The organism is Pelagerythrobacter marinus, assembly GCF_009827515.1.
Lineage (GTDB): Bacteria > Pseudomonadota > Alphaproteobacteria > Sphingomonadales > Sphingomonadaceae > Pelagerythrobacter > Pelagerythrobacter marinus.
In genome coordinates, this window is the sequence record NZ_WTYO01000002.1 from 325,984 (window position 1) to 347,744 (window position 21,761).

Sequence of the window (21,761 nt, forward strand, 5' to 3'; positions counted from 1 at the left end):
TGCCGCTCAGGCGGCGGTTTCGAAGGCGCCCTCGCCCAGGGCCATCATCGCCTCGCTGCCGGCTTCCAGCTTGCGCCGCAGGGCGCCCGCGTCGGGCATGAAGCGCTCGGCATAGTAACGCGCGGTGACCAGCTTGGCCTCGTAGAACGCCTTGTCGCCGGCCCCTTCGGCCAGCTTCGCCTGCGCCACTTTCGCCATGCGCAGCCACATCAGGCCGAGCGTGACGATGCCCATGATGTGCATGTAGTGGTGCGCCCCGGCACCCAGGTTGTTGGGGTTCTGCATCGCGTTCTGCATGAACCACATCGTCGCCGCCTGCTGCTCGCCCAGCGCCTTCTCCAGCGCCTGGGCGATCGGGGCCAGCGCCTCGTCTTCCCGGGCCGCCGCGGCTTCTTCGCCCACCAGCTTGAAGAACGCCTGGACCGCGGCCCCGCCGTTCTGGGCCAGCTTGCGCCCGCACAGGTCCATCGCCTGGATGCCGTTCGTGCCCTCGTAGATCTGGGTGATGCGGGCATCGCGCACGAACTGCTCCATGCCCCATTCCTTGATGTAGCCGTGCCCGCCGAAGACCTGCTGCATGTTGACGGCGGTTTCGAACCCCTTGTCGGTGCCGTAGCCCTTGATCACCGGGGTCATCAGGCCCAGCAGCATGTCCGCCTCGGCCCGCTCGGCCTCGCTCTCCGCCTTGTGCGAGAGATCGACCAGCAGCGCGCCCCACAGGGCCAGCGCACGGAAGCCCTCGGTAAAGGCCTTGGCGTCCATCAGCATTCGCCGCACGTCGGGATGAACGATGATCGGATCGGCCTTTTCTTCCGGCTCTGCCGGGCCGGTCAGCGCGCGGCCCTGCCGCCGGTCGAGCGCATAGGCGACGGCATTCTGGTAGGCCGCCTCCGCCTGGCTGAAGCCCTGGATGCCGACGCCGAGGCGGGCCGCGTTCATCATGATGAACATCGCGGCGAGGCCCTTGTTCTCCTCGCCGACCATCCAGCCTTTCGCGCCGTCGTAGTTCAGCACGCAGGTGGAATTGCCGTGGATGCCCATCTTGTGTTCGATCGACCCGCAGCTCACGCCGTTGCGCTCGCCCAGCGATCCGTCCTCGTTGACGAGCACCTTGGGGACCACGAAGAGCGAGATGCCCTTGGTCGAATCGGGCGCGCCGGGGGTCTTGGCCAGCACGAGGTGGACGATCTGTTCGGTCAGGTCATGTTCGCCGGCCGAGATGAAGATCTTCGTCCCGGTGATGGCATAGCTGCCGTCGTCCTGCGGTTCCGCCTTCGTCCGGATCAGGCCCAGGTCGGTGCCGCACTGCGGCTCGGTAAGGTTCATCGTCCCGAGCCACTCGTTGGCGATCATCTTGGGAACGTATTTCGCCTTCTGCTCGGCCGAGCCCTTCGCCAGCAGGGCCGAGACCGCGCCGTTGGTGAGGCCCGGATACATGCCGAAAGCCTGGTTGGCGGAAGAAATGAACTCCTCGATCACGAAGCCGAGGACATGCGGCATGCCCTGCCCGCCGAATTCCTCCGGCGCGGAGATCGTGCCCCAGCCCGCTTCGCGGAACTGCTCGAACGCTTGCTTGAACCCCGGCGGGGTCGTGACCGAGCCGCCGTCGTGCCGGGTGCAGCCGTGCTCGTCACCGGGCTGGTTCAGGGGGGCGAGAACTTCCGAACAGAACTTGCCCGCCTCGTTGATGACGGTGTCGATCATGTCGGGCGTGGCGCTTTCGAACCCGGGCAGCTTGGCATAGCCTGCCAGGTCGAGAACTTCGTTCACCACGAAGCGCGTGTCGCGGGTGGGGGCGGTGTAAACGGGCATGGAATCTATCCTGAAGGAATTCGGGTCAGTCGGAATCGATCGATTCGACCAGCTTGATGAAAGCCGACAGTTCCTTGATCGAGGAATCGATGTCGGCCTTCTGCCGCTTGAGCTTGGCCACGTGGGCGCGGCATTTCTCTATCGTGACGCGGCGCTGTTCGACGCGGCCGTCGCCAAGGTCGTAGAGGTCGATCATCTCGCGGATCTCGGACAGCGAGAAACCGACGTTCTTGGCGCGCATGATCCAGGCGAGCCGCGCGCGGTCGCGCTTGGAATAGACGCGCGAGAGACCGACGCGCCGCGGGGCGATCAACCCCTCGTCCTCGTAGAAACGGAGCGCGCGGGCCGTGCAGTCGAACTCCGCCGTCAGGTCGGAGATCGTGTACTGCTCGCGCGCATGCTTGTCCGGCCGGTCGAGGTGGGCGCCGGAATGCTGTTCGGGAAGCTTGCGAGCGGGATCTGACATGCCGCCAGAATAATACCCTTTACGTAAACGTCAATCGCCTTGCGCGACGAGCCGGTCGCCCTCGAGCCGGCGATAGAAACAGCTTTCGGCACCGGTGTGGCAAGTCGGCCCGCGCGGCGTGCACCGCAGGACCACCGCGTCCTGGTCGCAATCGACGAGGATCTCCTCCACCGCCAGGGTATTGCCCGAGGTCTCGCCCTTCAGCCACAGGGCCCCGCGCGAGCGCGAATGGAAATGGGCGAGCCCGGTTTCCCGCGTACGTTCCAGCGCCTCGCGATCCATGAAGGCGACCATGCGCACGCTGTTGTCGGACACGTCGACGACGACTGCCGTCAGGAGGCCGGCCGCATCGAACTTCGGTTCGAACTTGTCGCTCATAACAATATCACCTGAACAATTTCGCGGCCGCGGTTAGCCGGTTTGTTGCACGATAACCACAGCGACTGTTCAAAATCGACACGCCCGGCACATGACGCTTTGATGAACGGGCGCGAGGTGGGAAGAAACACTTGCACTCCGCAAGGAATGCCCACCGATCTTTCGGTGCCGCAAGAGCGCCGGGTTCAGGGGGAAAGGGGACGCAGCCCGCCAGTCGGCGATGGCGCCCCCATCAACGTTGAGGGATCGGATCCCGCGTGGCCGACTGGGGGGTATGGTCACCAGCCTTAGGGCGGATCCAATGATTTTCGTCACGTGGCGCCCGGAGCTTCGGCTTCGGGCGTTTCGTTATGCGGCACTGCCCTTGCCGTCGCGGCCGGCGATTGTCCGTCGATCACCCGCGCGCAGCAGGCTATCTTCACTTTGGCGGCCCCCGCGCGCCTGAGGGCTGCGACGCAGGCATCGCTGGTCGCTCCGCTCGTCAGCACGTCGTCCACCAGGATCACCTGCGCGCCATCGAGCGCCGCCAGGTGCCTGCGATCCGCCACGATGGCGCCGCGTAGCGCCCGGCTCCGCTCCTTGCGCCCGAGCCCGCCGAGCGTCGGCGTAGGCTTGCGCCGAACGAGCGCATCGACCAGGACCGGCTGGGCCAGCTCGCGGCCGAGGTTGTGCGCCAGCAGGGCGGCCTGGTTGAAGCCCCGCCGCCAGAGACGCCAGCGGTGCAGCGGAACGGGCACCAGCAGCCACTCGCCCTCGAGCCCGGGCATTCGGGCCGCGACGAGGCGGGCGAGCATCGGCGCAAGCCCGATCCTGCGCCCGTGCTTGTAGGCCAGCACCAGCTTGCGCGCCGTGTCGTTGTAGAGCGCCGCCGCGACGATCCCGTCGTGCCGCGGCGGATCGACGAGACATGCAGGGCACAGCGCGCCTTCGGCGATTTGATCGACCGCGAACGGGCGCTGGCACGCCGCGCAGGCGGGCTCCGACGGCAGGACCAGCCCGGCCCAGCACTGCGCGCACAGCCCGTCCTGCCGGGCGATCGCGTCCCCGCAAGCCGGGCAGCGGGGCGGATAGACGAGGTCTACCAGCGGAGCGATCGAGTCGCGCAGGGCGGCGCCGGATATCATGCGCCGAGGCTGTCGCGCTTGCATGGCGAAGGCAAGCCCGGCAGAGCACCGCGGCATGAGCGCCACCCCCGTTCCCCGCATCTTCGACCAGGCACGCCGCCGCCGGCGCTGGCAGAGGGCCCTCGCACGGCAGCGGCGGGCGGATGCGGCCGATTTCCTCTATCGCTCGTTCGCGGACGAGATCGAGGACCGTCTCGGCTTCATGAATCTGCGCCCCCGCACCGCGCTGGTCCTGGGCGACCCGGCCGGGCACGCCCAGGCGGCGCTGGCGCGGCTGGGCGCGGACGTTACTTCCGCCTCGCCGCTCGATACCGACGAGGAGCGCGCGCTGGGCGGGAGCCATGACCTCGTCGCCAGCCTCGCGATGCTCGACACGGTCAACGACGTGCCGGGGGCGCTGATCCACATGCGCAATGCGCTCGCGCCCGGCGGGATCGCGATGATCGCCTTCGTCGGGGCCGGCAGCCTCGCCAACTTGCGCCGCGCGCTGCTCGCGGCGGAGCCGGACCGACAGGCGGCGCGCATGCACCCGATGATCGACATCCAGGCCGGATCGGCCCTGATGCAGCGGGCCGGGTTCGCCCGGCAGGTGGCGGACGGTTACCCGCTCAAGGTCCGCTACCGCGGGCTAGACCGGCTGGTGGGCGACCTGCGCGACCAGGCGCTCACCAATGTCCTCGCCAGCCCGCCCCCGCCGCTCGGCCGGGCCGCGGCGGGCCGGGCGCGCGATGCCTTCCTGTCTTCCGCCGATGCCGAGGGCCGCGTCACCGAGACTTTCGAGATAGTGACGCTAACAGGCTGGAAAGACTAGCGAAGACTGGCCTGGGCTGCCGCCAGTCGCGCGATCGGCACGCGGTAGGGGGAGGCGCTGACATAATCGAGCCCGGTCTTCTCGCAGAACGCGATGCTGGCCGGATCGCCCCCGTGTTCGCCGCAGATGCCCAGCTTCAGCTCCGCCCGCGTGCCGCGCCCGCGTTCCGCCGCCAGCCCGACCAGCTGGCCCACGCCGTCGATGTCGAGGCTGACGAAGGGATCGCGCGCGAAGATCCCGCGATCGACATACTGCGCGAGGAACCGCGCCGAATCGTCGCGCGAGACGCCCAGGGTCGTCTGCGTCAGGTCGTTGGTGCCGAAGGAGAAGAACTCCGCCGCCCCGGCGATGTCGCCGGCCATCAGCGCGGCGCGCGGCAGCTCGATCATCGTGCCCACGAGATAGGCGATCTCGCGTCCTTTCTCCGCGAAGACCTCGCCCGCGACGCGGTCCACCAGTTCGCGCAGCAGCTCCAGCTCGCGCCGGGTGGCGACGAGCGGAATCATCACCTCGGGCAGCGGGGCCTCGCCGCTTTCGGCCGCGACGTCGCAAGCGGCCTCGAAGATCGCGCGCGCCTGCATCTCGTAGATCTCGGGATAAGTGATCCCGAGTCGGCAGCCGCGATGGCCCAGCATCGGGTTGAATTCGTGCAGGTCCTGCGCCCGGCGGCGCAAGTGATCGACGCCCAGCCCGGTCGCCTCGGCAAGCTCGGCGAACTCGGCGTCGCCGTGCGGGAGGAACTCGTGCAGCGGCGGGTCGAGCAGGCGGATCGTGCACGGCAGCCCGACCATGACCTCGAAGATCTGGCGGAAATCGGCCCGCTGTTCGGGCAGCAGCTTGTCGAGCGCTGCGCGGCGCCCCTTCTCGCTGTCGGCGAGGATCATCTCGCGCACCGCGCTGATCCGCCCGGCGTCGAAGAACATGTGCTCGGTCCGGCACAGCCCGATGCCTTCGGCGCCGAACTGGCGCGCCATGCGGCAGTCTGCCGGCGTTTCGGCATTGGTCCGCACTTTCATCCGGCGGTGCCGGTCGGCCCATTCCATCAGCGTGCCGAAATCGCCGGCCAGTTCTGGCTCGATCGTCGCCACTTCGCCGGCCATGACCTGCCCGGTCCCGCCGTCGAGCGTGATCGTGTCGCCTTCGGCCAGTTCGCGTTCGCCCACGCGCAGGGTGCGCGCCTTGAGATCGATCGAGACGCCGGGCGCGCCCGACACGCAGGGCCGGCCCATCCCCCGGGCGACCACCGCCGCGTGTGACGTCATGCCACCGCGCGCGGTCAGGATGCCCTGGGCGGCGTGCATCCCGTGAATGTCTTCCGGGCTGGTCTCGACCCGCACGAGGATCACCTTGTCGCCGCGTTGCGACCACTGTTCGGCGGTATCGGCATCGAGCACGATCCTGCCCGAGGCCGCGCCCGGCGAGGCGGGAAGCCCTGTGGTCAGAACGTCGCGCGGGGCATCGGGGTCGAGCGTCGGGTGGAGCAGCTGGTCGAGAGCCATCGGATCGACCCGCAGCACGGCGGTCTTCTCGTCGATCAGCCCTTCGTCGACCATGTCCACGGCCAGCTTCAAGGCCGCGCTCGCGGTGCGCTTGCCGGTGCGCGTCTGCAGCATCCAGAGCTTGCCGCGTTCGACCGTGAACTCGATATCCTGCATGTCGCGGTAATGCCGTTCGAGCAGCTCGAACACGCGGGTCAGCTCGGCATAGGCCTCGGGCATGGCCTCTTCCATCGAAAGCGGCTTGGCCCCGGCCTTCTCGCGCGCGGCGCGGGTCAGGTATTGCGGCGTGCGGATCCCGGCGACGACATCCTCGCCCTGGGCGTTGATCAGGTATTCGCCGTAATAGGCCTTTTCCCCGGTCGCGGGATCGCGGGTGAAGGCGACCCCGGTGGCCGAGGTGTCGCCCATGTTGCCGAAGACCATGGCCTGGACGTTGACCGCCGTGCCCCAGTCGCCCGGGATGTCGTTGAGCCGGCGATAGACTTTCGCCCGTTCCGAATCCCAGCTGTCGAACACCGCGCGGATGGCGCCCCAGAGCTGGTGCAGGACGTCCTGCGGGAAATCTTCCCCCAGTTCGCGGCGGACGATGTCCTTGTACTGGCCGACGAGCGCCTGCCAGTCTTCGCACTCCATCTCCGTGTCGTTGTAGAAACCCTTGTCTTCCTTGGCGATTTCGAGCGCTTCTTCGAACAGGCCATGGTCGAGGCCGAGCACGACGTCGGAATACATCTGGATGAACCGGCGATAGCTATCCCAGGCGAAGCGCGGATCGCCCGAGGTCGCGGCGAGCCCTTCCACCGTCTCGTCGTTGAGGCCGAGGTTGAGCACGGTGTCCATCATTCCCGGCATCGAGACGCGCGCGCCCGAGCGGACCGAGACCAGCAGCGGATCGCCCGCATCGCCGAAGCGCTTGCCGACGGACCGTTCGATATGTTGCAGCGCGGTGGCCACTTCGTCCCGCAGTTCGGCGGAAAAGTCGCCGCCTTCCTTCAGGTAGCGAACGCATTCGTCGGTCGCGATCGTGAAGCCGGGGGGCACGGGCAGGCCGATCGCGGCCATTTCCGCCAGGTTCGCGCCCTTGCCCCCGGTAACGGTCTTGTCCTTCTGTCGCGCATTCGAATGCGGGGCGTCGCCGCCGAAGGTGAAGACCGTCTGTTCCATGCCATCCATCCCGAAAAGTTGACGAAGGTGACAGGGTGTCACCCGCGTTGTTCGTACCAAGCCGTTGATCTACCGCCCGATTCCCGAAGGTGACGGACAGGGTGGCAAGCGGCCGTTATCCCTCGATCCGAGAGAAATCGGCCACTTTGTGCACCGCAGCACGGAACCGTGCAAGAAGGTCGAGCCGGTGGGCCCGTTTGTTTTCTTCATCCGCGTTTACCGTCACTTCGTCGAAGAACCGGTCGATCGGCGCGCGCAGGCTGGCAAGGGCCGCCATTGCCGCGCCGAAGTCTTCCGCCTCAATGGCCGCGGCCGCTTTCCGTTCCGAACCGTCGAGCGCGTCCATCAGCGCCTTTTCGGCAGGTTCGGGCGTGTAGGAAAGCTCTTTCGCATGGCGCTCGGCCATCTTGGCGTCGATCACCGCCTTCAGGTCGGGGTCGTCCACGATCGCGAGCGGGTCTTCCTCCCCGGTCTGCGCGATCTCGCCCTCGATGCCGTGCCAGTCTTCCTTCTTCAGGATATTGGCCGCGCGCTTGTAGCCGGCGAGGAGATTGGCGCCGTCCTCGGTCTCGATGAAGGCCTGCAATGCGTTCACACGGGCCAGAAGTCGCACGAGGTCGTCTTCGTTCCCGAGCGCGAACACCGCGTCGATCAGGTCGTGGCGAACGCCGGCCTCGCGCTGCTGGACCTTGAGGCGGTCGGCGAAGAAATCTAGCAGTTCGCCCTCCGCGATCGGCAGGCGCAAACCATTGTCCGTCACCAGCCTGATGACGCCGAGCGCCGCGCGCCGAAGCGCGAAGGGGTCTTTCGATCCGGTCGGCTTCTCGTCGATCGAGAAGAAGCTGCGCAGTGTGTCGAGCTTGTCCGCCAGACTTACCGCCACCGTAACGGCCGCGGTGGGCACGACGTCGCCCTGGCCGACCGGCTTGTAATGATCGCGGATCGCGTCGGCCACGGCATCGGGCAGGCCCTCGGCGCGGGCGTAGTAGCCGCCCATAAGCCCTTGGAGTTCGGGGAATTCCCCGACCATCTCGGTGACGAGATCAGCCTTGCAAAGCCGCGCGGCCCGTTCGGCCATGTCGGCGAGTGCAGCACGATCCTCCCCATCGGCTTGCGATGGGGAGGTGGCAGACGCGCCAGCGTCTGACGGAGGGGCCCCTCCACCACTCGCCTGCGGCGAGCGGTCCCCCTCCCCATCGCAAGACGATGGGGAGGACTGTACGATCCCTTCCTCGACCAGCCAGCGGGCCAGTTTCGCCACACGCTCAACCTTGTCGGCGACGGTGCCCAGCTTCTCGTGGAACGTGATCCGCTCCAGCCCCCTGGCGTGTTCGGCCAGCGTCTTCTTGCGGTCCACGTCCCAGAAGAAGCGCGCATCGGCGAGGCGCGCGGCGAGGACCTTGCGGTTGCCGTCCACAACCCGCGCGCCGCCGTCCTGCGCCTCGATATTGGCGGTGCAGACGAAGGCGTTGGCGAGCTTGCCCGATGCGTCCTCGCACACGAAGTACTTCTGGTTCACGCGCGCGGTGAGCTGGATGACCTCGGGCGGGACGGCGAGAAAATCCTCGTCGAAGCGGCCGAGCAGCGGCACCGGCCACTCGGTCAGCCCCGCGTTCTCGATCACCAGCCCCTCGTCCTCGACCAGCGTGAGGCCGGCATCGGCGGCCGCCCTCGCCGCGCCGGCGCGGATCATGTCCTGCCGTTCCTCGTGGTTCACGATCACGTGGCAGGCGCGCAGCTTCTCGGCGTAGTCGTCGGCGCTGCCGATCGTGATATCGCCCGGGCAATGGAAGCGGTGGCCCTTGGTGGCGTAGCCCGAGGCGATGCCGTCGATCACGCATTCGACCAGTTCTTCGCCGAGGATGGCGACGATGCCCGACAGCGGGCGCACCCAGCGCAGGCTCTCGGTCGAAAGCGAGGCGGCACCCCAGCGCATCGACTTGGGCCAGGAGAAATCGCGCACGATCGCGGGAATCGCCTCGGCCAGCAGGGCGCTGGTCGCGCGGCCGGGGATGTTCCTGACCGCGAAATAGGTCGGCCGCCCCTTCACATCGCGCACTTCCAACTGGTCGCGCGTGACGCCGTTCTTGCGGCAGAAGCCCTCCACCGCCTGATCGGGTGCGCCCTCGGGCGGGCCCTTGGCCTCTTCGCTGACCGCCTCGGTCGCTTGCGGAAGGTCGCGCGCGATCAGGGCGAGCCGGCGCGGCGTGGACCAGACGATGACCGCGCCCACCGCGACCCCGGCGGCGTCCATCTCGCGCCGGAACAGCTTTTCCAGTTCGGCGCGCGCGCCGGCCTGCATCCGCGCGGGAATTTCCTCGCAGCGAAGTTCGAGCAGGAAATCAGCCATGGGCCGCCTCCCCCGTCACGAGTTCCTGCGAAAGCAGGAACCCAGCCGAGCCGCCCCCTCGATTGCCCTGGGCTCCTGCTTTCGCAGGAGCGCACGAACTATGCGGATACGCACCCATCACAGCGACCACTCCGGATATGCTGCCTGCCACCGGGGCGCCATCAGCTCGGCGTATTTCTCGCAGCTACCCCGCGCCAGGTCGCGTACGCGGCCCATGTAGCTGGCGCGTTCCTGCACGCTGATCACGCCGCGCGCCTGCAGCAGGTTGAACAGGTGGCTCGCCTCGACCGCCTGTTCGTAGGCCGCGATCGGCACGTCGTTCGCGATCGCGTTGCGGCATTCGGCCTCCGCCTTGTTGAACAGGTCGAACAGGGCGTCGGTATCGGCGACCTCGAAGTTCCACTTCGACATCTGCCGCTCGTTCTCGAGAAAGACCTGGCCGTAGCTCACGCCCTGTCCGTTGAAATCGAGGTCGTAGACGTTGTCGACGCCCTGGATATACATCGCCAGGCGCTCGAGCCCGTAGGTCAACTCGCCCGCGACCGGCTTGCAGTCGAACCCGCCCATCTGCTGGAAATAGGTGAACTGGGTGACTTCCATCCCGTCGCACCAGACTTCCCAGCCCAGCCCCCAGGCGCCGAGCGTCGGGCTTTCCCAGTCGTCCTCGACGAAGCGGATATCGTGCTTCAGCGGATCGATGCCGATGACTTCCAGGCTCTTGAGATAAAGCTCCTGGATGTCGGGCGGGCTCGGCTTCAGGATCACCTGGTACTGGTAGTAATGCTGCAGCCGGTTCGGGTTCTCGCCGTATCGCCCGTCGGTCGGGCGGCGGCTGGGCTGGACGAAGGCGGCGTTCCAAGGCTCCGGACCCAGCGCGCGCAGCGTGGTCGCGGTGTGGAACGTGCCCGCCCCCATCCGCATGTCGTAAGGTTGCAGGATCAGGCAGCCCTGCGCGCTCCAGAAATCGTGGAGCGCGAGGATCATGTCCTGGAAGCTTTTCTCGGGGTTCCGGTCCATCGCGCCGCGCCATGGCCGAAGCGAAAAAATCGGTCAATGGTGCAGCCGCGGCGGGGCCATCGGCTTGACAGGCAAGGGGGCGCGCCACAATCGGTTCACCGGCCCGCAAGGGGGCCAAGGACAGGACACCCGCGATGAAGCGCATTCTCACACCTCTCGCCGCCGCGGCTTCGGCCCTAGCACTGGCCTTCGCCCCCGCGGCCCAGGCCGGGTCCGGGGACGCGCCCGCGCCCGCCCCGAGCCCGGAAGCCCCTGCCCCAACCCCGGAAACCGCCCCACCCCAGGCCCGCCCCGCCCTGTGGAAGGTGGCGGACGAGGACACGACCATCTGGCTCTTCGGCACGGTCCATGCCCTGCCCGAGGGGATCGACTGGTACCACGGCCCGGTCGCCCGGGCGCTCGGCGAATCCGAGATGCTGGTGACCGAGATCGAGATGACGGCCGAAACCGCCGCCTCGATGAAGGCGCTGGTCACCCGGATCGGCACCCTGCCCGAGGGGCAGAGCCTGCGCGCGATGCTGAACGCCGAACAGCGCACCGTTTACGAGGACGCGCTGGCGCGGCTGGGCCTGCCGGCCGCGGCGTTCGACCCCTACGAGCCATGGTATGCGGCCATGATGCTGGGGATGCTGCCGCTGCTGAAGGAAGGCTATTCCCCCGCCGCCGGGGTCGAGACCGTGCTCCAGCAGGCGCGCGGCGAAGAAATGCCCCGCGGCGCGCTGGAGACGCTGGAGGAACAGCTCGCGATCTTCGACAGCCTGCCGATGGAGGCCCAGGTCCGCCTGCTGATCGAAACCGCCGAAGGCGTCGATGACATCAAGGCCATGCTCGACCTCATGGTCGCCGAATGGGCCGAGGGCGACGCCGCCGAACTGGCGCGCCTGATCAACGAGAGCATGAGCGACCCGGTCCTCGCCGAACGGCTGCTCTATCGCCGCAACGCCAACTGGGCGCGGTGGATCGACGAGCGCCTCGACCGGCCCGGCACGGTCTTTCTCGCGGTCGGCGCGGGCCACCTGGCGGGCACGCAGAGCGTCCAGGACAAGCTGGCCGAGCTCGGGATCGCGACCGCGCGCGTCCAGTGATCCGGCGTGCCGCCCTTGCCGCGGCTGGGCTGCTGCTGGCGCTCGCTGCCTGCGACCGGGGCCGCCCGCCGGCCGCGTTCGCCGGCCCCGCCGCGCCCGCCCTGTTCGAGATCGCCGGGCCCGGCGGCGCGGTGGAAGGCTGGCTGTTCGGGACGATCCACTCGCTGCCCGGCGGCGTGTCGTGGGAGACGGAAACGCTCGCCGATGCGCTGGCGGCGGCGGACGTGCTGGTGGTCGAAGTCCGCGACCTGGAAGACGGCGCCGCGCTGCGCCGCGCGTTCGAGCGGCGCGCCTATTCCGCGCCCCGCCCCCCGCTGGCCGAGCGGGTCCCGCCGTCGCTGCGGGCCCGGCTGGAAAGCCTGATGGCCGAAGGCTCGATGCCGGCCGGCGCGCTCGACCGGATGGAGACCTGGGCCGCGGCGCTGACGCTCGCCCAACTGGGCCAGGCCGGCAAGGCCGAGAACGGGGTCGATCGCGCGCTCGTGCGGCGCATGGGGGCGGGCACGGTGATCGAGCTGGAAGGCGCGGGCGCACAACTCGACATCTTCGACCGCCTGCCCGAGCGCGAACAGCGCGACCTGCTGGCGGCGGTGATCGCGGACCTCGCCGACCGCCAGGCCGGGGCGCAGGCCAATGCCGCGCGCTGGTACCGCGGCGATATCGGCCATCTCGCCGACCCGGCGACGAGCGCGATCCTTGCCGACCCCGAGCTGCGCGACGCGCTCTACGCCGGGCGGAACCGCGACTGGGCCGGCCGCCTCGGCGCCATGCTGGACGAAGCGCCGCGCCCCTTCGTCGCGGTCGGGGCGGCGCACCTGGCGGGCGAGGACGGGCTGCCCGCCCTGCTGCGCCGGCGCGGCTATACCGTGCGCCGCATCCAGTAACGCGCCCTTGCAATCCCGCCCCGGTCCGCTATAGGCGCGCTTCCTGCCATGGTCATCCCTGGAGGCGTGGCGGAAACCGTATCCACAAGCATTTCGAAAGGTAAGCGACATGAGCGACGCTCTGACCCTGCCGGCCGAGACGCGCGATCGGGCTGGCAAGGGAGCCTCCCGTGCACTGCGTCGTGAAGGCCGTGTTCCCGCCGTCATCTACGGTGGCAAGGAAGCCCCGACCCCGATCCACGTCGAGGAACGCCTGCTGATAAAGCAGCTGGACACCGGCCACTTCATGAACTCGATCGTCGAGATCGAGCTGGACGGCAAGACCGTTCGCACCCTGCCCAAGGACGTCGCTTTCCACCCGGTTACCGACCGCCCGAACCACGTCGATTTCCTGCGCCTGGCCAAGGGCGCGAAAGTGGACGTTGCGGTCCCCGTCCTGTTCGTGAACGAAGAGGCGAGCCCGGGCCTGAAGAAGGGCGGCGTGCTGAACGTCGTGCGCCACGAGCTCGAGCTGGTCTGCGACGCGAACAAGATCCCGAACGAGATCGAGATCGACGTCACCGGCCTCGAGGTCGGCGATTCGATCCACATCAGCCACGTCAAGCTGCCCGAGGGTTCGGAAAGCGCGATCACCGATCGCGACTTCACGATCGCGACGGTCGTGGCCCCGTCGGCGCTCAAGCGGGCCGAGGCGGAAGAGAGCGATGAAGCTCCCGCCGACGCGGTTCCCGCGACCGAGCAGAACGCCGAAGACGACAGCGGCGAGGAAAAGGGCGGCGAAGGCTGACCTTCCCGCTTCCGGCTATCGCCCGGCAAGAACACGCAGCGCCGGCCCGGCAACGGGCCGGCGTTTTGCGTTTGGGGCGTCGCTTGCCTAACCCACTCGCGCTATGCGAATCGCATCGCACATGCGGGAGAGAAGAGCTTGAGCGACACCGATCACCAGACCGTCCCCGTCCCTGCCGCCGCGAGCGAGAGCGCGCGCTGTTCGCTGGCGGATTACGAGGCGCTCTATCGCCGCAGCATCGACGATCCCGACGCCTTCTGGGCCGAGCAGGCCGCGCGGCTCGAATGGTTCCGCGAGCCCGCGCGGATCGCGAACTGGAGCTACGACCCGGTCGATATCCGCTGGTTCGAGGACGGCACGCTGAACGTCTGCCACAACGCGGTGGACCGCCACGTCGCGGCCGGGCGCGGCGACGCGGTGGCCCTGGTGTTCGAGCCGGACGACCCGGCGGGCGAGGTGCGCCGCCTGACTTACGCCGACCTGCAGCGCGAAACGATCCGCATGGCCAATACGCTGAAGGCCATGGGCGTGAAGAAGGGCGAGAGGGTCACGATCTACATGCCGATGATCCCCGAAGGCGCGATCGCGATGCTCGCCTGCGCGCGGATCGGCGCGGTCCACTCGGTGATCTTCGGCGGGTTCTCGCCCGATGCCATCGCCGGCCGGATCGAGGACTGCCGCAGCGACTGGGTCGTCACCGCGGACGAGGGGCTGCGCGGATCGAAGACGATCCCGCTCAAGGCCAATGTCGACGCCGCGCTGGAAAAGGTCGCGGTCAGGGCCGTCCTCGTCGTGCGCCACACCGGGGCGGACGTGGCGATGACCGAGGGGCGCGACCACTGGTATCACGCGCTGTCGCAGGGCGTGGCGGATGAATGCCCGTGCGAGGAAATGAACGCGGAAGACCCGCTGTTCATCCTCTACACATCGGGATCGACCGGCAAGCCCAAGGGCGTGCTCCACACCACGGGCGGCTACGCCGTGTGGACCGAAACGACGTTCCGCTACGTCTTCGACTACCGGCCGGGCGAAGTCTACTGGTGCACGGCCGATATCGGCTGGGTCACCGGGCACAGCTATATCGTCTACGGCCCGCTGCAGAACGGGGCGACCGCGCTGATGTTCGAAGGGGTGCCGAACTGGCCCGACCACGATCGCTTCTGGGCCGTCTGCGCCAAACACCGGGTCAATATCTTCTACACCGCGCCGACCGCGATCCGCGCGCTGATGCGCGAAGGCACCGCGCACGTCGAGAAGCACGACCTGTCGAGCCTGCGCCTGCTGGGCACCGTGGGCGAACCGATAAACCCGGAGGCCTGGCGCTGGTATCACGACCACGTGGGCGGCGGCGAGACGCCGGTGGTCGATACCTGGTGGCAGACCGAAACCGGCGGGATCATGATCACCACCCTGCCCGGCGCGCACCCGATGAAGCCGGGCAGCGCGGGCCGCCCCTTCTTCGGCGTGTGCCCCGAACTGGTCGACGGCGACGGGGCGATCATCGACGGCGCGGCCGCGGGCAACCTGTGCATCGCGCGGTCCTGGCCCGGGCAAGCGCGCACCGTCTATGGCGATCACGAGCGCTTCGTGCAGACGTATTTCAGCACTTATCCCGGCAAGTATTTCACCGGGGACGGCTGCCGCCGCGACGAAGACGGCTATTACTGGATCACCGGGCGGGTGGACGACGTGATCAACGTCTCGGGCCACCGCATGGGCACGGCCGAAGTCGAAAGCGCGCTGGTGCTGCACCCGAAAGTGGCGGAAGCCGCGGTGGTCGGCTTCCCGCACGACATCAAGGGCCAGGGCATCTATTGCTACGTCACGCTCAACGCGGGGGAGGAGCCGTCGGACGATCTCGCCGCCGAACTGCGCGCGCACGTTCGCAAGGAAATCGGCCCGATCGCCACCCCCGATCACCTGCACTTCGCCCCCGCCTTGCCCAAGACGCGTTCGGGCAAGATCATGCGCCGCATCCTGCGCAAGATCGCGGAGAACGACTACGGCGCGCTCGGCGACACCTCGACCCTGGCCGATCCCTCGCTGGTCGACGGGCTGATCGAGGGGCGGCTCAACCGCTAGCCGCCGGCAGCGGGCAGGCGGCAGGCGGCAGCCAGCGGGGCATTGCCCCGGCCCGGCCGGCGCACTAGAGCGCGCGCCATGCAGATCTGGGCAGGACTAGGCAATCCCGGGCCGCAATATGCGCTCCACCGTCACAACGTGGGCTTCATGGCCTGCGACGTCATCGCGGAAATGCACGGCTTCGGCCCGGTGCAGAAGAAGTTCTCCGGCTGGGTGCAGGAAGGGCGCATCGGCGGGGAGAAGATCCTGCTGCTCAAGCCCGCGACCTTCATGAACCAGAGCGGGCGCAGCGTGGGCGAGGCGCTGCGCTTCTACAAGCTCGGGATGGAGGATCTCACCGTCTTCCACGACGAGCTCGACCTCGCGCCGTTCAAGATCAAGGTCCGCACCGGCGGGGGCCTCGCCGGGCACAACGGGCTGCGTTCGATCAACCAGCACCTGGGCGGGCCCGATTTCCACCGGGTGCGGATCGGCATCGGGCACCCGGGGCACAAGGACCGCGTGACCGGGCACGTCCTCGGCAACTATGCCAAGGGCGAAATGGAAGCGCTGACCGACATGCTCGCCGCGATCGGGGCCGAGGCGGAATGGCTGGCGAAAGGCGATCCGGCCCGGTTCATGAGCGACGTCGCCCTGCGCATGAACGGCTAGGGCCGCGCAAGCCTATCGACCGGGCGCCGCCCGCTCGGCTAGGGTCCGCGCGCGTTCAGCCGGGCCTTCGGGACCGATCTTGCACGATCATCAGCCAGGAGCCATCGATGCCGACGATAGACCGCCGTTCCCTGCTCGCCGGGGCCGCCGCCACGACCGCCCTCGCCGCCGGCGCCGCGCGCGCCCAGCCCGACCGGGTCGCTGCACGGCCCGACCTTTCGGGCAAGTCGATCCTGATCACCGGCTGCTCATCGGGCTTCGGCCGCGCCGGGGCGGAACACTACGCCCGGCTCGGCGCGAAAGTCTTCGCCACGATGCGCAACCTGCCCCGGCCCGAGGGGGAAGAGCTGGAGCGCCTCGCGCGGGACGAGGGGCTCGACATCACCGTGCTCGAGCTCGACGTGCTCGACGACGACATGGTGGCGCGCGCCGTCTCGCAGGCCGAAGGCATGGCCGGCGGCGCGCTCGGCGTGCTGGTGAACAATGCCGGGATCGGCATTTCGGGGCCGGTCGAGGTCCAGGACATGGAGGCGACCCGCCTCGCCTTCGACACCAATGTCTTCGGCTATTACCGCCTCGCCCGCGCCGTCCTGCCGGCCATGCGCGCGCGTGGCGGGGGGCAGATCTTCGCCGTTTCCTCGCAGCTCGGGCGCGTCATCGCGCCCTATGCCGGGCACTATTCGGCCAACAAGTTCGCGGTCGAGGCGATGTTCGAACAGCTCGCCTACGAACTCGTGCCGCACAATATCGACGTCACGATCGTCGAGCCGGGCGGCTACCCGACGAAAGTATGGGTCAACCGCAATGTCTATACCGCCGCGCTGCGCGATCGCGCGGCGCAGGTCCACAAGGACGGCTATCCCGACGTTGTCGCCCGCATGGGGCTGGAGGACGGCTCGGGCCGGACCGCCGACGTCATGGATATCCCGCGCGCGATCGCGCAGATCATCGCCATGCCGCCCGGCACCCGCCCGCTGCGCCGCGCGGTCAGCGGCGGCTCGATCCCGCAGGAGGAGATCAATCGCGTCACCGCCGCCACCCAGCTCGCCTGGCTCGGCGGGTCGCAGCGGGTCGGCCCCCTGGTGAGGGCGGTGCACGGATAGCGCCGAGCTTGTCGCGCGACGGCATTTCTTTATAGCGCCCGCACCGCAAGGCCGCGGCACTTTCGCGGGCGACGGTAGATGGAAGGTATTCGAAGCAAATGGGTTTCCGCTGCGGAATCGTCGGGCTGCCGAATGTGGGCAAGTCCACCCTGTTCAACGCGCTGACCGAGACGCAGGCCGCGCAGGCGGCGAACTATCCGTTCTGCACGATCGAGCCGAACGTGGGCCAGGTCGCCGTGCCCGACGAACGGCTGGACAGGATCGCCGCGATCGCCGGTTCGGCGAAAGTGATCCCGACCCAGCTCGCCTTCGTCGACATCGCCGGCCTCGTGAAAGGCGCCAGCAAGGGCGAAGGTCTGGGCAACCAGTTCCTCGGCAATATCCGCGAGGTCGATGCCGTGGTCCACGTCCTGCGCTGTTTCGAGGACGACGATATCCAGCACGTCGCCAACCGCGTGGACCCGATCGCCGATGCCGAGGTGGTCGAGACCGAGCTGATGCTGGCGGATCTCGAAAGCCTGGAAAAGCGCGTTCCCGCGGCCGCGAAGAAGGCGACCGGCGGCGACAAGGAAGCGAAGATCATGGCCAGCGTGCTGGGCCAGGCGCTCGATCTCCTGCGCGACGGCAAGCCCGCGCGGCTGACCGAGCCGAAGGACGACGAGGAAGCCCGCATCTTCGCCCAGGCCCAGCTCCTCACCGCCAAGCCGGTGCTCTACGTCTGCAATGTCGCCGAGGAAGACGCGGCCGAAGGCAACGCGCTCAGCGCGCGCGTGTTCGAGAAGGCGGCGGACGAAGGGGCCGAGGCAGTCGTCGTATCCGCGGCGATCGAGGCCGAGCTGGTCGCGATGGACGAGGAAGAACGCGCCGAGTACCTGGCCGAGCTGGGCCTGGCGGAAAGCGGCCTCAGCCGCGTGATCCGCGCCGGCTACAAGCTGCTGGGCCTCAAGACCTTCTTCACCGCCGGCCCGAAGGAATCGCGCGCCTGGACTTTCCCCGACGGGGCCCGGGCGCCCCAGGCCGCGGGCGAGATTCACACCGATTTCGAGCGCGGCTTTATTCGTGCTGAAACAATTGCCTACGAAGACTACGTCGCGCTCGGCGGCGAAGCCGGCGCTCGCGAAGCCGGCAAGCTGCGCCAGGAAGGCAAGGAATACCTGGTGCAGGACGGCGACGTGATGCTGTTCAAGTTCAACGTCTGACCGATCGGAGCGACATCATGACCAGGCTTGCCCGTGCTCTCTCGCTGGCGGCGGCGGCGCTGCTCGCCGCCTGCGTGCCCGCGGCCGACGCGCCTTCGCTGCAATCCGCCGGCGCCCCGGCGGCCGCCATGGCGCAGGAGCGCGCGCCGGTCACGATCCTGGTTTCGATCGACGGGTTCCGCCCCGACTACCTCGACCGCGGCGTGACGCCCACGCTCTCGCGCCTCGCGCAAGGCGGGGTGCGCGCGCCGATGCAGCCCTCGTTCCCGACCAAGACCTTCCCCAACCACTGGACGCTGGTGACCGGCGAGGTGCCCGATGTCCACGGGATCACCGCCAACCGGATCGAACACCCCGAGCGGCCGGAGGAAGTCTTCACGATGGCGACGCTCGATCCCTGGTGGTGGAACGCCTCCCGCCCGGTCTGGGTCGAGGCGGAGGAAGCCGGCATCCGCACCGCGGCGATGTTCTGGCCCGGATCGGCGGTCGCCTGGGGCGGCACGATGCCCGAGGGCGGACGGGGTTCGCCCCAAGGCGGCCGCTACCCGCAGGACTGGCAGCAGTTCAGCATGGAAGTGACCAATACCCAGCGCGTGAACACCGTGCTCGACTGGCTGCGCCGCCCGGCCCGGATACGCCCGGGCTTCGTCACCCTCTATTTCGACGCGGTGGACACCGCCGGCCACCGCGGCGGGCCCGACAGTGCCGAGCTGAACGCCGCGGTCCGCACGATCGATCGCCATATCGGCGATCTCGTGAGCGGCCTGGCCGAGCTGGGGCAGCCGGCGAACCTGGTCATCGTCTCCGATCACGGGATGGCGGCGACGAGTTCGCAGCGGGTCGTCGCGCTCGACGAAACCGTCGATCCGGCGCTCTACCGGGTGGTCGAAAGCGGCGCCTATGTCACCTTCCACCCGACCGAGGGCAACCGCCGCGCGTTCGAGGCCGCGTTGCTGCGCGATCATCCGCACATGCAATGCTGGCGCAAGGAGGCCATCCCCGCGCGCTTCGCCTATGGCACGAACCCGCGCGTCCCCCCCTACCTCTGCGTCGCGGAAACCGGCTGGACCATCGCCCGCACCCGCAGCGCGCGCGAATGGACCGGGGGCAGCCACGGTTACGACCACGAGGCACCCGAAATGGCGGCGCTGTTCCTTGCCCACGGCCCGGCGTTCGAGCGCGGCGTGCGCCTGCCCACGGTCCGCAACACCGCCGTCGCGCCGCTCGTGCGCGTGCTGCTCGGCCTCGGCGACGGGAGCGGTGCCGAGGCGTTCCGCCCCGCGCTGAAGCGGCAAGGGGCGGCGGCCGACTGACCGCCCGGCGGCGCCTGCCGGAACGGACTGCACCCTTGCGGCGTTTCCCAGCCAGTCAACAGGGGAACAGCAAGACATGGCAACGAAGTCCGAACGGTTCAGCAGCCTGGTTCGCGTCGGCTATTTCAGCCGCGCGATCCTCTATTCCGTCCTCGGGCTGATCGCGCTCACCAGCGCCGGGCGCATTCGGCAGGGCACGAACGGGATATTCCAGGCGATCCAGGAATTCCCGCTCGGCACCGCGATCCTCTGGCTCATGGTGGTCGGCCTCGTCGCCTATGCACTGTTCCGGCTCGCCTCCCCGCTGTTCGATATCGAGAACCAGGGGAGCGACAAGACCGGGTGGGCGCACCGCATCGGCCATGCCGGCAGCGCGATCGGCCACCTCGCGCTCGCCTATTCGGCGTTCAACTTCGCCTCCTCGGGCTCCGACAACGGGGGCGGCGCGCAGGCGGCGGCGTCGGGCGTCCTGTCGGTCCAGTTCGGCGGGGCGATCCTCGGCCTGCTCGGCATTGCCTTCATCGTCGCCGCGGTGTTCCAGGCCAAGAAGGGCTGGACGGGCGAATTCATGCACCGCATCGCACCCGGGGCCCCTTCGCAGACCCGCTGGCTCGGGGGGATCGGCTATATCGCCCGCGCGGTCGTGTTCCTCCTGATCGGCTGGTCGCTGGTTCAGGCCGGCTTCCTGTCGAGCGGCAGCGAACAGGTCCTGACGCTGGGCGACGCCGTGGCCAGCCTGGCCGACGACGGCGTGATCTTCACGCTCGTGGCGATCGGCCTGCTGATGTTCGGTTTCTTCAGCCTCGTCCTCGCGCGCTATCGCATCATTCCCGAGCTCGACGCCGAAGGGATGCGTCCGGCCTTCCGCTCCTAGTCGAAGGCGGCGAGGATCGGGCACGGCCCGGCATCGCCCCGCGCACAGTCGCTGGCCAGCCGGGCGAGCGACCGGCGGGCGGCGGCAAGGGCCGTGATCTGCGCGTCGAGCGCCGCGATCCGTTCGCGCGCCATCGCCCGGGCCCGCGGCCGGTCGTCGGTCCGGTCGAGCGCGATCAGCTCGGCAATCTCGGCCAGCGAGAAGCCCGCCGCCTGCGCCTGCCGCACGAAACGCAGGCGGCGCAGGTCCTCCGCGCCGTAGTGCCGCCCGCCGGGCGCGCTTCCCCGCGGCACGGCGAGCAGCCCCTTGCGTTGATAGAATCGCACCGTTTCGACCCCGACCCCGCCGGCGCGGGCGAGATCGGAAATGCGCATCATTTTCATGCTTGACTCCGTACCACGGTACGGAGGCTATGGAGGAATGCATGAGCGACGACAAGACCGCAACGCTGCACCGCATGGTCATGGACAAGCACGTCTGCCCCTATGGCGTGAAGGCCCGGTGGCTGCTGCAACGCCATGGCTACGCGGTGGACGACCGGTGGCTGACCACGCGCGAGGAAACCGACGCCTTCAAGCGGGAACACGGGGTCGATACGACGCCGCAGACCTTCATCGGGGGCGAGCGGATCGGCGGCTATAGCGAGCTGCGCGCTTTCCTGGGCAAGCCCCTGCCCGGCGAAGGCGCGACCAGCTATCGCCCGGTGATCGCCGTGTTCGCCATTGCCGCCGCGCTGGCCATGGCGGCCAGTCACCTGGCGTTCGGCTCCGCCATCACCGTGCGCGCGGCCGAATGGTTCGTGGCCTTCACGATGGCGATCCTCGCCATGCTGAAGCTGCAGGACGTGGAACGCTTCTCGACCATGTTCGTCGGCTACGATCTCCTTGCGCGGCGCTGGGTGCCCTATGCCTATGCCTATCCGTTCCTGGAGGCCGGGGCCGGCGTGCTGATGGCGGCCCATGCGCTGAACTGGCTCTCGATCCCGGTGGCGCTGGTCATCGGCACGATCGGGGCGGCCAGCGTATTCTACGCCGTCTATGTCCAGAAGCGCGCGATAAAGTGCGCCTGCGTCGGCGGGTCTGGCAACGTGCCGCTCGGTTTCGTCTCGCTCACCGAGAACCTTTTCATGATCGGCATGGCGATCTGGATGATCGCCAGGTACTGA

19 protein-coding genes are annotated in these 21,761 nt (G+C 68.6%); 11 read left to right on the plus strand and 8 right to left on the minus strand.

Translation table 11 applies throughout. From position 1 onward, the window contains the following. Nucleotides 1-6: 6 nt before the first annotated feature. The 4 genes from GRI72_RS05420 to GRI72_RS05435 all read right to left on the minus strand — a co-directional run bounded on the left by GRI72_RS05420 (nt 7) and on the right by GRI72_RS05435 (nt 3,780). Complete coding sequence (locus GRI72_RS05420; RefSeq protein ID WP_160732915.1) at nt 7-1,812, minus strand: acyl-CoA dehydrogenase C-terminal domain-containing protein; 1,806 nt, start codon at nt 1,810-1,812, stop codon at nt 7-9. Between the two features lie 25 nt (nt 1,813-1,837). Then, nucleotides 1,838-2,278, minus strand: coding sequence for a MerR family transcriptional regulator (locus GRI72_RS05425; protein ID WP_160732916.1), 441 nt, complete (start codon nt 2,276-2,278; stop codon nt 1,838-1,840). A 30-nt stretch (nt 2,279-2,308) separates the two neighbouring features. Then, nucleotides 2,309-2,656: a phosphoribosyl-AMP cyclohydrolase gene (hisI, locus tag GRI72_RS05430; RefSeq protein WP_160732917.1), complete on the minus strand. Its 348-nt coding sequence runs from the start codon at nt 2,654-2,656 to the stop codon at nt 2,309-2,311. Nucleotides 2,657-2,967: 311 nt separating this feature from the next. After that, the gene (locus GRI72_RS05435; RefSeq protein ID WP_160732918.1) at nt 2,968-3,780 is read right to left on the minus strand and encodes a ComF family protein; all 813 of its coding nucleotides are present in this window, start codon (nt 3,778-3,780) and stop codon (nt 2,968-2,970) included. A gap of 55 nt (nt 3,781-3,835) precedes the next feature. On the opposite strand from GRI72_RS05435, the gene GRI72_RS05440 reads away from it, so the two are divergent. After that, entirely contained in the window at nt 3,836-4,591 is a 756-nt protein-coding gene (locus GRI72_RS05440) for a methyltransferase domain-containing protein (protein WP_160732919.1), read from the plus strand. On the opposite strand, the gene ppdK is transcribed toward GRI72_RS05440, so the two are convergent. The 3 genes from ppdK to GRI72_RS05455 all read right to left on the minus strand — a co-directional run bounded on the left by ppdK (nt 4,588) and on the right by GRI72_RS05455 (nt 10,618). Continuing rightward, entirely contained in the window at nt 4,588-7,251 is a 2,664-nt protein-coding gene (ppdK, locus tag GRI72_RS05445) for a pyruvate, phosphate dikinase (protein ID WP_160732920.1), read from the minus strand. The two genes, GRI72_RS05440 and ppdK, sit on opposite strands and share 4 nt — an antisense overlap. Before the next feature lie 115 nt (nt 7,252-7,366). Next, nucleotides 7,367-9,601: a glycine--tRNA ligase subunit beta gene (glyS, locus tag GRI72_RS05450; RefSeq protein ID WP_160732921.1), complete on the minus strand. Its 2,235-nt coding sequence runs from the start codon at nt 9,599-9,601 to the stop codon at nt 7,367-7,369. A gap of 117 nt (nt 9,602-9,718) precedes the next feature. Continuing rightward, a complete protein-coding gene (locus GRI72_RS05455; protein WP_160732922.1) occupies nt 9,719-10,618 on the minus strand; it encodes a glycine--tRNA ligase subunit alpha in 900 nt (299 codons plus the stop codon). A 305-nt stretch (nt 10,619-10,923) separates the two neighbouring features. Between GRI72_RS05455 and GRI72_RS05460 the strand changes: the two genes are divergently transcribed. The 9 genes from GRI72_RS05460 to GRI72_RS05500 all read left to right on the plus strand — a co-directional run bounded on the left by GRI72_RS05460 (nt 10,924) and on the right by GRI72_RS05500 (nt 20,596). Next, nucleotides 10,924-11,703: a TraB/GumN family protein gene (locus tag GRI72_RS05460; RefSeq protein WP_337191141.1), complete on the plus strand. Its 780-nt coding sequence runs from the start codon at nt 10,924-10,926 to the stop codon at nt 11,701-11,703. Beyond that, nucleotides 11,700-12,587 (plus strand): TraB/GumN family protein, encoded by an 888-nt coding sequence (locus GRI72_RS05465; RefSeq protein WP_160732924.1) that lies wholly within the window; start codon nt 11,700-11,702, stop codon nt 12,585-12,587. Before GRI72_RS05460 ends, GRI72_RS05465 begins: the two co-directional genes overlap by 4 nt. Before the next feature lie 109 nt (nt 12,588-12,696). After that, complete coding sequence (locus GRI72_RS05470; protein WP_160732925.1) at nt 12,697-13,374, plus strand: 50S ribosomal protein L25/general stress protein Ctc; 678 nt, start codon at nt 12,697-12,699, stop codon at nt 13,372-13,374. Between the two features lie 138 nt (nt 13,375-13,512). Further along, a complete protein-coding gene (gene acs, locus GRI72_RS05475; RefSeq protein ID WP_160732926.1) occupies nt 13,513-15,456 on the plus strand; it encodes an acetate--CoA ligase in 1,944 nt (647 codons plus the stop codon). Nucleotides 15,457-15,534: 78 nt separating this feature from the next. Continuing rightward, nucleotides 15,535-16,107, plus strand: a complete 573-nt coding sequence (gene pth, locus GRI72_RS05480; RefSeq protein ID WP_160732927.1) for an aminoacyl-tRNA hydrolase — start codon at nt 15,535-15,537, stop codon at nt 16,105-16,107. 107 nt (nt 16,108-16,214) lie between these two features. Further along, the gene (locus GRI72_RS05485; RefSeq protein ID WP_160732928.1) at nt 16,215-17,210 is read left to right on the plus strand and encodes an SDR family NAD(P)-dependent oxidoreductase; all 996 of its coding nucleotides are present in this window, start codon (nt 16,215-16,217) and stop codon (nt 17,208-17,210) included. A gap of 98 nt (nt 17,211-17,308) precedes the next feature. Continuing rightward, on the plus strand, nt 17,309-18,409 hold the full coding sequence (gene ychF, locus GRI72_RS05490; protein ID WP_160732929.1) for a redox-regulated ATPase YchF: 1,101 nt from the start codon (nt 17,309-17,311) through the stop codon (nt 18,407-18,409). A 17-nt stretch (nt 18,410-18,426) separates the two neighbouring features. Further along, nucleotides 18,427-19,722, plus strand: a complete 1,296-nt coding sequence (locus GRI72_RS05495) for an alkaline phosphatase family protein (RefSeq protein ID WP_160732930.1) — start codon at nt 18,427-18,429, stop codon at nt 19,720-19,722. A 76-nt stretch (nt 19,723-19,798) separates the two neighbouring features. Then, on the plus strand, nt 19,799-20,596 hold the full coding sequence (locus GRI72_RS05500) for a DUF1206 domain-containing protein (RefSeq protein WP_160732931.1): 798 nt from the start codon (nt 19,799-19,801) through the stop codon (nt 20,594-20,596). Here GRI72_RS05500 and GRI72_RS05505 read toward each other — a convergent pair. After that, nucleotides 20,593-20,970, minus strand: coding sequence for a MerR family transcriptional regulator (locus GRI72_RS05505; protein WP_160733229.1), 378 nt, complete (start codon nt 20,968-20,970; stop codon nt 20,593-20,595). The two genes, GRI72_RS05500 and GRI72_RS05505, sit on opposite strands and share 4 nt — an antisense overlap. 50 nt (nt 20,971-21,020) lie before the next feature. On the opposite strand from GRI72_RS05505, the gene GRI72_RS05510 reads away from it, so the two are divergent. Continuing rightward, nucleotides 21,021-21,761 (plus strand): glutaredoxin family protein, encoded by a 741-nt coding sequence (locus GRI72_RS05510; protein WP_160732932.1) that lies wholly within the window; start codon nt 21,021-21,023, stop codon nt 21,759-21,761.

Excerpts from the sequence above, each read along its gene's own strand:
- GRI72_RS05420 (WP_160732915.1), bottom strand. The coding sequence starts at position 1,812 with ATGCCCGTTTACACCGCCCCCACCCGCGACACGCGCTTCGTGGTGAAC.
- GRI72_RS05425 (WP_160732916.1), bottom strand. The coding sequence starts at position 2,278 with ATGTCAGATCCCGCTCGCAAGCTTCCCGAACAGCATTCCGGCGCCCAC.
- hisI (WP_160732917.1), bottom strand. The coding sequence starts at position 2,656 with ATGAGCGACAAGTTCGAACCGAAGTTCGATGCGGCCGGCCTCCTGACG.
- GRI72_RS05435 (WP_160732918.1), bottom strand. The coding sequence starts at position 3,780 with ATGATATCCGGCGCCGCCCTGCGCGACTCGATCGCTCCGCTGGTAGAC.
- GRI72_RS05440 (WP_160732919.1), top strand. The coding sequence starts at position 3,836 with ATGAGCGCCACCCCCGTTCCCCGCATCTTCGACCAGGCACGCCGCCGC.
- ppdK (WP_160732920.1), bottom strand. The coding sequence starts at position 7,251 with ATGGAACAGACGGTCTTCACCTTCGGCGGCGACGCCCCGCATTCGAAT.
- glyS (WP_160732921.1), bottom strand. The coding sequence starts at position 9,601 with ATGGCTGATTTCCTGCTCGAACTTCGCTGCGAGGAAATTCCCGCGCGG.
- GRI72_RS05455 (WP_160732922.1), bottom strand. The coding sequence starts at position 10,618 with ATGGACCGGAACCCCGAGAAAAGCTTCCAGGACATGATCCTCGCGCTC.
- GRI72_RS05470 (WP_160732925.1), top strand. The coding sequence starts at position 12,697 with ATGAGCGACGCTCTGACCCTGCCGGCCGAGACGCGCGATCGGGCTGGC.
- pth (WP_160732927.1), top strand. The coding sequence starts at position 15,535 with ATGCAGATCTGGGCAGGACTAGGCAATCCCGGGCCGCAATATGCGCTC.
- GRI72_RS05485 (WP_160732928.1), top strand. The coding sequence starts at position 16,215 with ATGCCGACGATAGACCGCCGTTCCCTGCTCGCCGGGGCCGCCGCCACG.
- ychF (WP_160732929.1), top strand. The coding sequence starts at position 17,309 with ATGGGTTTCCGCTGCGGAATCGTCGGGCTGCCGAATGTGGGCAAGTCC.
- GRI72_RS05495 (WP_160732930.1), top strand. The coding sequence starts at position 18,427 with ATGACCAGGCTTGCCCGTGCTCTCTCGCTGGCGGCGGCGGCGCTGCTC.
- GRI72_RS05500 (WP_160732931.1), top strand. The coding sequence starts at position 19,799 with ATGGCAACGAAGTCCGAACGGTTCAGCAGCCTGGTTCGCGTCGGCTAT.
- GRI72_RS05505 (WP_160733229.1), bottom strand. The coding sequence starts at position 20,970 with ATGCGCATTTCCGATCTCGCCCGCGCCGGCGGGGTCGGGGTCGAAACG.
- GRI72_RS05510 (WP_160732932.1), top strand. The coding sequence starts at position 21,021 with ATGAGCGACGACAAGACCGCAACGCTGCACCGCATGGTCATGGACAAG.